17 protein-coding genes and 2 pseudogenes are annotated in these 13081 nt (G+C 40.4%); 18 read left to right on the forward strand and 1 reads right to left on the reverse strand.

All coding sequences use genetic code 11. The features are described from left to right. Positions 1-226: 226 nt before the first annotated feature. From HT729_RS07640 to HT729_RS07690, 11 genes are all read left to right on the forward strand, one after another. Positions 227-787 carry a mechanosensitive ion channel domain-containing protein gene (locus tag HT729_RS07640; RefSeq protein ID WP_001168882.1) on the forward strand — a complete coding sequence of 187 codons (561 nt, stop codon included), beginning with the start codon at positions 227-229 and terminating at the stop codon, positions 785-787. 57 nt (positions 788-844) lie between these two features. After that, on the forward strand, positions 845-1753 hold the full coding sequence (locus HT729_RS07645) for a magnesium transporter CorA family protein (RefSeq protein WP_023941081.1): 909 nt from the start codon (positions 845-847) through the stop codon (positions 1751-1753). Positions 1754-1767: 14 nt separating this feature from the next. Continuing rightward, entirely contained in the window at positions 1768-2295 is a 528-nt protein-coding gene (locus HT729_RS07650) for a YqeG family HAD IIIA-type phosphatase (RefSeq protein ID WP_023941083.1), read from the forward strand. Between the two features lie 2 nt (positions 2296-2297). Beyond that, positions 2298-3404, forward strand: a complete 1107-nt coding sequence (gene yqeH / locus HT729_RS07655; protein WP_172931864.1) for a ribosome biogenesis GTPase YqeH — start codon at positions 2298-2300, stop codon at positions 3402-3404. A 213-nt stretch (positions 3405-3617) separates the two neighbouring features. Next, positions 3618-3929: a ribosome assembly RNA-binding protein YhbY gene (gene yhbY, locus HT729_RS07660; protein ID WP_000060163.1), complete on the forward strand. Its 312-nt coding sequence runs from the start codon at positions 3618-3620 to the stop codon at positions 3927-3929. A 51-nt stretch (positions 3930-3980) separates the two neighbouring features. Next, positions 3981-4610, forward strand: coding sequence for a nicotinate-nucleotide adenylyltransferase (locus HT729_RS07665; RefSeq protein WP_172926026.1), 630 nt, complete (start codon positions 3981-3983; stop codon positions 4608-4610). Continuing rightward, entirely contained in the window at positions 4610-5203 is a 594-nt protein-coding gene (gene yqeK / locus HT729_RS07670; RefSeq protein ID WP_023933749.1) for a bis(5'-nucleosyl)-tetraphosphatase (symmetrical) YqeK, read from the forward strand. Before HT729_RS07665 ends, yqeK begins: the two co-directional genes overlap by 1 nt. Next, entirely contained in the window at positions 5204-5704 is a 501-nt protein-coding gene (locus HT729_RS07675) for a cysteine hydrolase family protein (RefSeq protein WP_000781356.1), read from the forward strand. A gap of 12 nt (positions 5705-5716) precedes the next feature. Further along, positions 5717-6070, forward strand: a complete 354-nt coding sequence (rsfS, locus tag HT729_RS07680) for a ribosome silencing factor (RefSeq protein ID WP_001003001.1) — start codon at positions 5717-5719, stop codon at positions 6068-6070. A gap of 109 nt (positions 6071-6179) precedes the next feature. After that, on the forward strand, positions 6180-6920 hold the full coding sequence (locus HT729_RS07685) for a class I SAM-dependent methyltransferase (RefSeq protein ID WP_286672817.1): 741 nt from the start codon (positions 6180-6182) through the stop codon (positions 6918-6920). 9 nt (positions 6921-6929) lie between these two features. Further along, positions 6930-8027, forward strand: coding sequence for a nucleotidyltransferase (locus HT729_RS07690; protein WP_172926024.1), 1098 nt, complete (start codon positions 6930-6932; stop codon positions 8025-8027). Positions 8028-8096: 69 nt separating this feature from the next. Here HT729_RS07690 and HT729_RS12080 read toward each other — a convergent pair whose 3' ends face one another. Next, positions 8097-8255, reverse strand: a complete 159-nt coding sequence (locus tag HT729_RS12080) for a hypothetical protein (protein ID WP_240164428.1) — start codon at positions 8253-8255, stop codon at positions 8097-8099. 99 nt (positions 8256-8354) lie between these two features. Between HT729_RS12080 and HT729_RS07700 the strand changes: the two genes are divergently transcribed. The 7 genes and pseudogenes from HT729_RS07700 to HT729_RS07730 all read left to right on the forward strand — a co-directional run bounded on the left by HT729_RS07700 (position 8355) and on the right by HT729_RS07730 (position 12698). Beyond that, positions 8355-8609, forward strand: a complete 255-nt coding sequence (locus HT729_RS07700) for a type II toxin-antitoxin system Phd/YefM family antitoxin (RefSeq protein ID WP_016398854.1) — start codon at positions 8355-8357, stop codon at positions 8607-8609. 3 nt (positions 8610-8612) lie between these two features. Continuing rightward, positions 8613-8867 (forward strand): Txe/YoeB family addiction module toxin, encoded by a 255-nt coding sequence (locus HT729_RS07705; RefSeq protein ID WP_016398855.1) that lies wholly within the window; start codon positions 8613-8615, stop codon positions 8865-8867. 346 nt (positions 8868-9213) lie between these two features. Further along, positions 9214-9717, forward strand: a pseudogene (locus HT729_RS12590) (KilA-N domain-containing protein); the annotation flags it as partial. Then, positions 9671-9811 (forward strand): hypothetical protein, encoded by a 141-nt coding sequence (locus tag HT729_RS07715; protein ID WP_000899898.1) that lies wholly within the window; start codon positions 9671-9673, stop codon positions 9809-9811. The pseudogene HT729_RS12590 and the gene HT729_RS07715, both read left to right, overlap by 47 nt. A gap of 15 nt (positions 9812-9826) precedes the next feature. Beyond that, the gene (locus HT729_RS07720) at positions 9827-10612 is read left to right on the forward strand and encodes a hypothetical protein (RefSeq protein ID WP_023941091.1); all 786 of its coding nucleotides are present in this window, start codon (positions 9827-9829) and stop codon (positions 10610-10612) included. A 136-nt stretch (positions 10613-10748) separates the two neighbouring features. Continuing rightward, positions 10749-11003 (forward strand): annotated as a pseudogene (locus tag HT729_RS07725) (recombinase family protein); the annotation flags it as partial. Positions 11004-11084: 81 nt separating this feature from the next. After that, complete coding sequence (locus tag HT729_RS07730) at positions 11085-12698, forward strand: ribonuclease Y (protein ID WP_000404950.1); 1614 nt, start codon at positions 11085-11087, stop codon at positions 12696-12698. Positions 12699-13081 lie beyond the last annotated feature (383 nt).

The raw sequence follows: 13081 nt of genomic DNA on the forward strand, positions 1-13081 counted from the left end.
TGCCATACTCTATTATAGCGTACATAATTATATACAACAAACAAAAAGTTGAAAAATAGTCGAAAAATCCAGATGTACCAAGGGATTAAGTAAGGTCGGCGGAGAATTAAGTGATAAAGTCGGGTATAAACGATAGACAAAATCAAGAATTTTCTGTCTATTTTTTGAATATTTATGGAGAATGAGACTGATGAAAATATGGTATAATGAAATAAAGGAGTTTTATATGCAAAAATTTATTCAAGCTTATATTGAAAAGCTAGATGTGACAACCATTATCGAAAATATTCTAACCAAGGTCATTTCTCTTTTACTGCTTTTGATTGTATTTTATATTGCTAAAAAAATGCTTCATACCATGGTGCAGAGAATTGCCAAACCTTCTCTAAAAATGTCTCATCATGATGTCGGGCGCCAGAAAACCATCTCACGTTTGTTAGAAAATGTGTTTAATTATACGTCATATTTCTTTTTACTCTACTGTATTTTATCGATTTTAGGCTTACCTGTATCTAGCTTGCTGGCTGGGGCTGGAATCGCTGGGGTGGCGATTGGGATGGGAGCCCAAGGTTTTCTGTCTGATGTCATCAATGGCTTTTTCATCCTTTTTGAACGTCAACTGGATGTGGGAGATGAGGTTGTTCTGACCAACGGCCCCATTACTGTATCGGGTAAGGTTGTCAGTGTGGGAATTCGTACGACACAGCTTCGTAGCGAGGAGCAAGCTCTTCACTTTGTTCCGAACCGAAATATCACGGTTGTTAGCAATTTCTCACGCACGGACTAGACCTGTTATTTTAAGTAATTTGTGGTACAATAGAGGGAGTTTAATAAAGGAGAAAAGATGGTTTTAGAAAAGCAGTTGGGCAATGGTTGTACCTGGATAGACCTAGACCTCGGAAAGTTGAATAAACTAGAAGATTTGTCAGAAATCTACGGCTTGGACAAGGAAACCATTGAATACGCACTGGATAGAAACGAGCGTGCCCACATGGACTATCACCGTGAAAGTGGGACGGTTACCTTTATCTATAATGTCCTAGATGTGAAAAAGGACAAGGCCTACTATGAGACTTTTCCCATGACCTTTATCGTGGAGCATCGTCGCCTGATTACCATTAGTAATACCAAGAACGCCTATGTCATTGAACAGATGACTCGTTATCTGGAGAGCCATGACATGCTTTCGATTTACAAGTTTCTCTTTGCCAGTCTGGAAATCATCAGCAATGCCTACTACCCTGTCATCGAGCAGATGGATAAGAGTAAGGACGAGGTCAATGGTCTCTTGCGTCAGCGAACAACTAAGAAAAATCTTTTTGCCCTTTCCGACTTGGAGACGGGTATGGTTTATCTTACTGCGGCTGCTAAACAAAATCGGATTTTGTTAGAGCATATTCAAGGTCATGCCTTGTATCGTAGTTTTGATGAGATTGAGAGAGAGCAGTTTGATGATGCTATGATTGAGGCTCATCAGCTGGTATCCATGACAGACCTAATCTCTCAGATTTTACAGCAACTTTCAGCCTCTTACAACAATATTCTAAACAATAATCTGAATGATAATTTGACAACCTTGACTATCATTTCAGTCTTGCTAGCTGTTTTGGCAGTCGTGACAGGCTTTTTCGGAATGAATGTTCCCCTACCTTTAACAGATGAGCCCCATGCTTGGCTCTACATCAGTATAGCTAGTGCAGGGTTATGGATTGTTTTATCCTTGTTACTAAGGAAAATTGCGAAAAAAAGTTAAGAAAAGGAGCCAGAATGGCGATTGAAAACTACATGCCAGATTTTGCTGTGGAAGCAGTCTATGATCTGACAGTTCCAAGCCTGCAGGCGCAGGGAATCAAGGCTGTTTTGGTCGATTTGGACAATACCCTTATTGCTTGGAACAACCCTGACGGGACACCAGAGATGAAGCAATGGCTACATGACCTTCGGGACGCGGGCATTCGCATTATCGTAGTGTCAAATAACACCAAAAAACGCGTCCAACGAGCAGTTGAGAAATTTGGGATTGACTACGTTTATTGGGCTCTGAAGCCCTTCACATTTGGAATTGACCGTGCCATGAAGGAATTTCACTATGAGAAAAAGGAAGTGGTCATGGTTGGCGACCAGCTCATGACAGATATACGAGCAGCCCACCGTGCAGGCATTCGTTCAATCTTGGTCAAGCCCTTGGTCCAACATGACTCGATTAAAACGCAGATTAACCGAGCTCGCGAGCGTCGTGTTATGCGAAAAATCACTAAAAAGTACGGACCGATTACATATAAAAAAGGAATTTAACTATGGAAGAAATTCTCTGTATTGGTTGTGGAGCAACCATTCAGACGACAGATAAGGTTGGTCTTGGTTTTACCCCCCAGTCGGCACTTGAAAAAGGTTTGGAGATAGGTGAAGTCTATTGCCAACGTTGTTTCCGTCTCCGTCATTACAATGAAATCACAGATGTCCAGTTGACGGACGATGATTTCCTCAAGCTTTTGCACGAGGTGGGAGACAGTGATGCCTTGGTAGTCAATGTCATTGACATCTTTGACTTTAATGGCTCTGTCATTCCAGGCTTGCCACGCTTTGTATCGGGCAATGATGTCCTCTTGGTCGGGAATAAAAAAGATATCCTGCCCAAGTCAGTTAAACAGGGCAAGATTAGCCAGTGGCTCATGGAACGTGCCCACGAAGAAGGACTTCGTCCAGTTGATGTCGTCCTAACTTCAGCCCAAAACAAACATGCCATTAAGGAAGTCATTGACAAGATTGAACACTACCGTAAAGGCTGCGATGTCTATGTGGTCGGTGTAACCAACGCTGGAAAATCAACTTTAATCAATGCCATTATCCAAGAAATCACGGGTGACCAGAATGTCATCACGACGTCACGCTTCCCAGGGACAACCTTGGATAAAATCGAGATTCCGCTTGACGACGGATCTTATATCTACGATACACCGGGGATTATCCATCGTTACCAGATGGCCCACTACTTGACGGCCAAAAACCTCAAGTATGTCAGCCCCAAAAAGGAAATCAAACCTAAAACCTATCAGCTAAATCCTGAACAAACTCTGTTTCTAGGTGGTCTCGGACGATTTGATTTCATTGCGGGTGAAAAGCAAGGTTTCACAGCCTTCTTTGACAATGAACTCAAATTGCATCGTACTAAGCTTGAAGGCGCTAGTGCATTTTACGACAAGCACGTCGGAACCCTTCTCACGCCTCCAAACAGTAAGGAAAAAGAAGATTTTCCAAAACTGATTGAGCATGTATTTACAATCAAGGATAAGACAGACCTAGTCATCTCAGGCCTAGGTTGGATTCGTGTAACAGGCACTGCCAAAGTCGCCGTCTGGGCACCAGAAGGCGTCGCCGTCGTCATACGAAAAGCAATTATTTAAAACAAAATCGCTGAGCGAACAAAGTGAGCTCATATAGCGATAGTTATTGCCGTGGTGTGATTGCCAATCTGTAGATTGGCAAGGGGCACAATTGAGACCAAGGCTCAATTGTGAGGTCAGGAAATCCATTTTTCAAAGATGAAATCTTTGGAAAATTAGTTCCGACCGTCCCTTACCACCTAAAATAACTATCAAAAAACAAGGAAGAAAATTATGTCATTAACATCAAAACAACGTGCCTTCCTCAACAGCCAGGCACACATCCTCAAACCTATCATCCAAATCGGGAAAAATGGACTCAACGACCAAATCAAAACCAGCGTCCGTCAAGCTCTTGATGCGCGTGAATTAATCAAGGTTACTCTCTTACAAAACACAGATGAAAACATCCACGAAGTAGCTGAAATTTTGGAAGAAGAAATCGGTGTGGATACAGTCCAAAAAATAGGACGCATCTTGATTTTGTTTAAACAATCCAGCAAGAAAGAAAATCGCAAGATTTCTAAGAAAGTCAAAGAAATCTAAGACCGAAACTCCAAATAACTGTTTTTATAGAGAAATAAAGGGGACTAGCCTATGACAATCGAACTATTGACTCCCTTTACCAAGGTAGAGTTGGAGCCAGAAATCAAGGAGAAAAAACGCAAACAAGTTGGGATTTTAGGGGGGAATTTTAACCCTGTTCACAATGTCCATCTTATTGTTGCGGATCAAGTACGGCAACAGTTGGGACTGGATCAAGTTCTGCTCATGCCTGAATACCAACCTCCTCACGTTGATAAAAAGGAAACCATCCCTGAACACCATCGTCTCAAGATGCTTGAGTTGGCAATTGAGGGGATTGACGGCCTAGTCATTGAAACTATTGAGTTGGAGCGCAAGGGTATTTCCTACACTTACGACACCATGAAGATTTTGACAGAGAAGAATCCAGATACGGATTATTACTTTATCATCGGTGCCGACATGGTTGACTATCTGCCTAAGTGGTACCGAATTGATGAACTGGTTGACATGGTTCAGTTTGTGGGGGTTCAGCGTCCACGCTACAAGGCAGGGACTTCCTATCCAGTTATCTGGGTGGACGTACCGCTCATGGATATCTCGTCCAGCATGGTGCGGGACTTCATTGCCCAAGGTCGGAAACCCAACTTTCTCCTACCTCAGCCAGTGCTAGACTACATCGAGAAGGAGGGGCTCTACTGATGTCCTATCAAGACTATATCAACTGCTCCCGTGAGGCCTTGTTGGAAAAAATGGCAGAGCTTCTACCTGAGAAACGTCTAACCCATTGTCTAGGTGTGGAGCGTGCCGCTATGGAGTTAGCTCAGCGCTTTGGTGTAGATGTTGAGAAAGCAAGTCTAGCAGGTCTTCTTCATGACTATGCTAAAAAGTTGTCAGATCAGGAATTTCTAGACTTGATTGACCGTTATCAGCTAGATTTCGACCTCAAAAACTGGGGTAATAATGTCTGGCATGGTATGGTCGGAATTTACAAAATTCAGGAAGATTTGGATTTGCATGATTCAGAAATCCTGCGAGCCATTGAAGTCCATACAGTCGGTGCTGGTCAGATGACAGACCTAGATAAGGTTGTCTATGTAGCAGACTATATCGAGCACAATCGATCCTTTCCTGGAGTAGATGTGGCGCGTGAGATTGCAAGTCTATCGCTCAATAAGGCGGTGGCCTACGAAACAGCTCGTACCGTGGAGTATCTAGCTCATCAGGGATTCCCCATCTATCCCCAAACCCTTGAAACCTATAACGCCTTTGTGCACTATTTGAAAGAGAACTAAATGAAGATGGCTTTTATAATCATTGATGTTCAGAATGTTTTAGTAGAAACTGGGTTCCAGACAAAAAGTCTATTGGAAAAAATTTCTTATTTACAAAACCAGGCTAGAAGCAAGAATATTGAAATTATCTATGTTCAACATATTGAGAACTCTGAAGCTCAAACATCAGAAGATTGGCAGTTATCTGCGCTTTTAAATCGAAAACCTGCTGAAAAGGTCTTTCAGAAGAAGTATAACAGTATTTTCAAAGAAACTGGCTTAAAAGAATACTTGGATAAACAGGGAATTGAAAAATTAGTTTTATGTGGTATGCAGACAGAATATTGTGTGGATACCTCTGTCAAGGTTGCCTTTGAATATGGCTATCAGCTTATTGTTCCAGAAGGTGCTGTCACAACCTTTGATGGGGATGACATTCCGGCAGAAACGATTAATGAATTTTATGAGGACATTTGGGAGGAGCGCTTTGCAGATGTCCTAGATTACAAACATATTTTCTAAAAAGAGGATTAAATGAACGAAAAAGAATTACTAGAACTAGTCGTGAAAGCGGCTGATGAGAAACGTGCGGAGGATATCCTCGCACTTGATGTACAAGATTTGACTAGTGTGACGGACTACTTTGTCATCACTAGCTCAATGAATAGCCGTCAGTTGGACGCTATCGCAGCTAATATCCGTGAAAAAGTAGCTCAAGCAGGCTTTAAAGGTAGCCATGTCGAAGGCGATGCAGCTGGAGGCTGGGTCTTACTGGACCTCGGTGCTGTTGTCGTGCATATCTTTTCAGAAGAAATGCGTGCCCATTATAATCTAGAGAAGCTATGGCATGAGGCGAATTCAGTAGATATTTCAGAAGCTCTTGCTTAGAAGATGAACTCAGTTGTAGTCAACTGGGTTTCTTTGCTTATTTTAGAAAAATTGATAGAAAGGTAAAGGGCGAGTGGTGTTTGCCATGTAGGCTCTTGGTATCATGATTATGGCAACTTATGAAACTTTTGCGGCGGTCTATGATGCGGTCATGGATGACAGTTTATACGACAAATGGACTGATTTTTCTCTGCGTCATTTGCCAAAAACTAAGGAGAGAAAGAAACTCTTGGAATTGGCTTGTGGGACAGGAATTCAATCAGTGCGCTTCTCTCAGGCTGGTTTTGATGTGACTGGACTGGACTTGAGCGCAGATATGTTGAAAATTGCCGAAAAGAGAGCGGCTTCAGCCAAGCAAAAGATTGATTTTATGGAAGGTAATATGCTGGATTTGTCCAAGGCAGGGAAATACGATTTTGTCACGTGTTATTCGGACTCTATCTGCTATATGCAGGATGAGGTGGAATTAGGGGACGTCTTTAAGGACGTGTACAATGCGCTGAATGAAGAGGGAGTTTTCATCTTTGACGTGCACTCGACCTACCAGACAGATGAAGTATTCCCAGGCTATTCCTACCATGAAAATGCGGAAGATTTTGCCATGCTCTGGGATACTTATGAGGATGCAGCACCTCACTCCATCGTCCATGAGCTAACTTTCTTTATCAAGGAGGCGGACGGTTCCTTTAGTCGCCACGATGAAGTGCATGAGGAGCGGACTTATGAGGTTCTGACCTATGATATTTTGCTGGAACAGGCTGGTTTCAAGTCCTTCAAACTCTATGCGGACTTTGAGGACAAGGAGCCAACAGAAACTAGCGCTCGTTGGTTTTTTGTGGCGCAGAAGTAGGAGATTACTATGACCATCACAGGTATTATTGCGGAGTTTAATCCTTTTCATAATGGCCATAAATACCTGCTGGATCAGGCAGAGGGACTGAAAATTGTTGCCATGTCAGGGAATTTCATGCAGCGTGGAGAGCCTGCTATTGTGGATAAGTGGACAAGGACCCAGATGGCGCTGGAAAATGGCGCAGACTTGGTAGTGGAATTGCCCTTTTTAGTCAGTGTTCAGGCAGCTGATTTCTTTGGTCAAGGAGCTGTGAATATCTTGGATCGCTTGGGCACTGATAGTCTAGTTTTTGGGACAGAGGAAGTTCGAGATTATCAGAAAATCGCTGACTTATACACAGAGAAAGGTGCTGAGATGGAGAAATTTGTGGAAAATCTGCCTGATTCCCTCTCTTATCCTCAGAAAACCCAAGCCATGTGGAAGGAATTTGCAGGTCTTAATTTTTCTGGCAATACGCCCAATCATGTCCTTGCTCTGGCCTATGCCAAGGCAGTTGCAGGACGAGACATCAAACTTGAGCCAATTCAGCGTCAGGGGGCAGGCTACCATTCTGTGGACAAGGATGTGGACTTTGCCTCAGCGACAGCTCTTCGTCAGCACCAAAGGGACCAAGATTTCTTAGAACGCTTTATGCCTTCTGTTGCCCTATTTGAGCAGGCAAGCAAGGTGACCTGGGAAGACTATTTTCTTTTGCTCCGCTATCAAATATTATCAAATCCAGACCTAACCACTATCTATCAAGTCAATCAAGAAATGGCAGTGCGCATTAATGAAGCTATTAAAACAGCCCAGTCTGTAGAAGAAATGGTCGAGGCGGTTGCCACCAAACGCTACACCAAGGCGCGTGTTAGACGTCTCTTAACCTATATCTTGGTGCAGGTTAGAGAAAGTGATTTGCCAGAAGCCATTCATGTTCTTGGTTTTACCGAAAAAGGCAGACAACATCTCAAGTCTCTGAAAGGGCAGGTCAGTCTAGTCAGCCGAATTGGTAAAGAACCTTGGGATGCTATGACCCAAAAGGCAGACCAGATTTACCAACTAGGAAATCCAAGTATAGCAGAGCAGAATTTTGGAAGAGTACCGATTAGAATAGAAACAAACTAAGTCTACTGAAAGGTGGGCTTTTTGAGATTTTTTACGAATAATACTCTTCGAAAATCTCTTCAAATCGCGTCAACGTCGCCTTGCCGTATATATGTTACTGACTTCGTCAGTTCTATCTGCAACCTCAAAACAGTGTTTTGAGCTGACTTCGTCAGTCTTATCTACAACCTCAAAGCAGTGCTTTGAGAAACCTGCGGCTAGTTTCCTAGTTTGCTCTTTGATTTTCATTGAGTATAAATAGATGGAAAAGAAAATCTTGTACAAGTTCCTGACAATTTCTTTCTTTTCGTGTATAATAGTGGAAAAGAGGTAAAACGAGGTATGGTTATGGAAGCAGTTCTTTACTCAACATTCCGAAATCATTTAAAAGACTACATGAAGAAGGTCAATGATGAATTTGAGCCTTTAACGGTGGTTAATAAAAATCCAGATGAGGACATTGTAGTTCTTTCAAAGAGCGAATGGGACAGTATTCAGGAAACTCTGAGAATCGTTCAAAATAAGGAACTATCTGACAAGGTCTTGCGAGGAATGGCTCAAGTCCGTGCTGGAAGCACTCAAGTCCATGTTATTGAGGAGTGAGGAATGCTGCTCAAGTTTACAGAAGATGCGTGGGCAGATTATTGCTACTGGCAAACTCAGGATAAGAAAACACTAAAAAGAATCAATAAACTAATCAAGGATATTCAAAGTGATTCATTTACAGGAATAGGAAAACCAGAACCACTCAAGTATGACTACCAAGGAGCCTGGTCACGGCGTATTGATGCAGAAAATCGCTTGATTTATATGATGGATGGAGATAGCATCGCTTTTTTGTCCTTCAAAGATCACTACTAAGTCTACTGAAAGGTGGGCTTTTTATTTTTTAAATTTTTATGAGTAAGTTTAAGATAAAGTTTTTTAGAAAATGACAGAATCCCTAATACAAAAGACAAAAACTCAGTAAAGAAATTTAGTATATAAACTTCGATTTTTTCCCTTGAATCCGCTTTATCACTTGTATTTTGTGGTATAATGAAGAGAATTGTTAATAATAAAAACAGGGGAAGTAAATGTCTAATTTTAAAGAAAAACTACCGATATTCCAGTCGAACGATGTTCAGATTTCAAATGTAGTCAATGCAGTTTGGTCGATTGCGAACACCTTACGTGGAGCTTATCGTTCGGATAAGTATCGAGTGATGTAATTAAAAATTGGATGAGAAGAAAAGATACAATTGAGTTTCTTGGTTTATGGAAAAGCTTAAACAACATGAATTTCAATTCGGTCGAATTCGACCGAATTAAATCGGAAGCTGGATATAATTCATTTACATTGTCTCCTAAGAAATGGGTAGAGAAAACTGGAGCAATCGGAATTATCTCAAAAGGTGGAAGATATGGTGGTGCATTTGCACATATAGATATTGCCTTTGAATTTGCTTCATGTATTTCTGCTGAATTTAAGATGTATGTAATTCAGGATTACAAAAGACTTAAGTCAGATTAAAATTCTAAGATATCATTAGGCTGGAATTTGAATAGAGAAATTTCTAAGATTAACTACAAAATTCATACAGATGCAATCAAAGAATATCTCTTAAAAGATCTTACCAACGAACAGTTGTCTTACAAGTATGTAAGTGAAGCAGATATGATCAATGTTGTTTTATTTAACAAAAGAGCTAAACAGTGGCGTGAAGAAAATAGGAACAATTAGTACAACACTTGTAGTAGTTGCGGGAGTAAGTGCGGGTGTGCTTGGAGGAAAATTTGACTTTAAATTTCCTAAAAAGATTTAATGGAGAGTAATAAATATGAAGTTTAAAAATTATCTATTTGATTTATATCCTTATTTTCCCAAAGGTTTTTCATTATATAATAGAAAGGATCCTGATGTATGTAGTAAGGCGTTGTACGATGATTTATGTAAGATGTTTTTTGATGATGATTCAAAAGAAAAACTTAAAATAACATCTGTATGTAATAAATGCCAAAACTTTGGAAATGGAGATTTTTATACTTTATTTATTGATAAGGATAAGTATTTATTATCAAGTGATTATATAGGAGCCTCTATTTATTGGGCAAGAAAGGCAGGATTAAACGACAGAATAATTTTAGATCATTTGAGTATTTCAAGAACAATAGGTGGACACATTCTTTTCCCTAGAGGTGGTGGAAAATCAGAAACCGTTAATACAGCTAGAGGTGGAAAACCTAGAATCAAGAATGGAATTTATAAAGGATATTATGATCGTTTTGATTTAACACTATATGCTATAAAAGAATGGTTTGCGGGAAATAATAATTCAAAAATAGATTATGCTATAGAGAATTACCGTAAATGGTTTGAACTATTTTTTGATGATGATAATTGTAAAAATGGATTTGAGAAATTTGTCGAGTTTTTTAAGTTAGAAGGATTTATATATGAGCAAAATAAAATTATAGATTTAATTAAATCAGATTTAGAGAACAATCAGGTTGTCTTTTTAGATAAAGAAGATATTAGGATTGCTAGCACAGAAGAAGAATATATAAGATATATGAAAAATCTTAATATCATTATTCTAGAAAGAACTAAAAAAATATTATTATAAATATTTCAGCACCAGTTAAATAAAATGTGCGTTTTCTTTATCAAAAAAATTAATAAAAGAGGTTACCAAGAGGGATAAATTTTAAGTGTAGGGGGAATTTATCCTTTTTGCTTTTGAGGTAGAAGAGAAATCTATTGAATTATCCTATGAATATGTAGATGATGGATATAGTGGTTCTAATTTTGAGCGACCAAATTTTAAGAATATGATTGATGACCTGAATAAAGGAAAGTTTTCTATCATTATGGTAAAAGATTTATCTCGTTTCGGCAGAGAGTATATCGAGTCAGGAAAGTACTTACAAAAGATATTTCTTGAAAAAGGTATTCGCTTTATATCTGTAAATGATAACTATGATAGTGATAATGCGGATGTTAGCGATATCCATTTAAGGTTTGTGAAAATCACTTTTTTATGGTAGAATGTAAAAGAATGTATGTCATTCGGAATAACAATAAAATGAGGTAAAAACATGGAAATCATGTCGCTTGCGATTGCTGTTTTTGCCGTCATCATTGGTTTAGTCATTGGATATGTCAGCATCTCAGCTAAGATGAAATCATCTCAGGAAGCTGCAGAGTTGATGCTTTTAAATGCTGAACAAGAAGCAACTAATTTACGTGGACAAGCTGAGCGTGAAGTGGATTTACTTGTTAATGAAGCCAAACGTGAAAGCAAGTCTCTTAAAAAAGAAGCACTATTGGAGGCCAAAGAAGAAGCCAGAAAATACCGTGAAGAAGTGGACGCTGAATTCAAATCAGAACGTCAAGAACTCAAACAAATCGAAAGTCGTTTGACAGAGAGAGCTACTAGCCTTGACCGTAAGGACGACAATTTGACGAGTAAAGAACAAACACTTGAACAAAAAGAACAAAGTATTTCTGATAGAGCGAAAAACCTTGATGCGCGTGAAGAGCAATTAGAGGAAGTCGAAAGACAAAAAGAAGCAGAACTAGAGCGTATTGGTGCTCTGTCTCAGGCAGAAGCACGAGATATTATCTTGGCACAGACAGAGGAAAACTTGACCAAGGAGATTGCCAGTCGTATTCGCGAAGCTGAGCAAGAGGTCAAGGAACGTTCTGACAAAATGGCCAAGGACATCCTGGTTCAAGCTATGCAACGTATCGCTGGTGAATATGTAGCGGAGTCAACAAACTCAACGGTTCATCTGCCAGACGATACTATGAAGGGACGCATTATTGGTCGTGAAGGTCGTAACATTCGTACCTTTGAAAGTTTGACAGGGGTCGATGTGATTATCGACGATACACCAGAAGTGGTGACCTTGTCAGGATTTGATCCGATTCGTCGTGAGATTGCCCGTATGACGATGGAAATGTTGCTCAAGGATGGTCGTATCCACCCAGCTCGTATCGAAGAGTTGGTTGAGAAAAACCGTCAAGAGATTGACAATAAGATCCGTGAATACGGTGAGGCTGCTGCCTATGAGATTGGCGCACCAAACCTTCATCCAGACTTGATGAAGATTATGGGTCGCTTGCAATTCCGGACTTCATATGGCCAAAATGTTTTGCGCCATTCGATTGAGGTTGCTAAGTTAGCTGGTATTATGGCCAGCGAGCTTGGTGAGAATGCGGCTCTTGCCCGTCGTGCTGGATTCCTTCACGACATCGGAAAAGCCATTGACCGCGAGGTTGAAGGTAGCCACGTTGAAATCGGTATGGAATTGGCACGTAAGTACAAGGAACATCCAGTTGTGGTCAATACGATTGCTAGTCACCACGGAGATGTTGAAGCTGAGAGCGTCATTGCAGTTATCGTTGCTGCAGCAGATGCCTTGAGCGCAGCTCGTCCAGGTGCTCGTAGTGAGTCTCTTGAAAGCTACATCAAGCGTCTCCATGATTTGGAAGAAATTGCGAACGGCTTTGAAGGGGTACAAAATAGCTTTGCCCTTCAAGCAGGACGTGAAATTCGTATCATGGTCAATCCAGGAAAAATCAAGGACGACAAAGTCACAATCTTAGCTCACAAAGTTCGTGAGAAAATTGAAAACAATCTCGATTACCCAGGAAATATCAAGATAACCGTGATTCGTGAGCTTCGTGCAGTAGATTATGCTAAATAATAAAAAACTGAGGTCAGTGAAATCTGACTTCAGTTTTTTTGAAGTACGACGGGCATGTGGTGCATCTGAGGTGTAATACTCTTCGAAAATCTCTTCAAACCACGTCAACGTCGCCTTGCCGTACTCAAGTACAGCCTGCGGCTAGTTTCCTAGTTTACTCTTTGATTTTCATTGAGTATTACTAGCTTTTTTCGTATTAGTCCAGCCTTTTTGTTTGCTTTTAGTAGTAGGCAAGGAGCTGTAGATAAAACTCAAGTTCATCAAAGCGACTTAAGGCCCTAATAAAAGATAAACAAAATGACGGATAGAAAAAAGCCCACACACGGAATCTACTTCCATGTGAGGGCGTTGGTAACGCGGTGCCACCTCACTTGTATAGGAAC

The organism is Streptococcus sp. 79 (assembly GCF_013277425.1).
Taxonomy (GTDB): Bacteria; Bacillota; Bacilli; order Lactobacillales; family Streptococcaceae; genus Streptococcus; species Streptococcus pseudopneumoniae.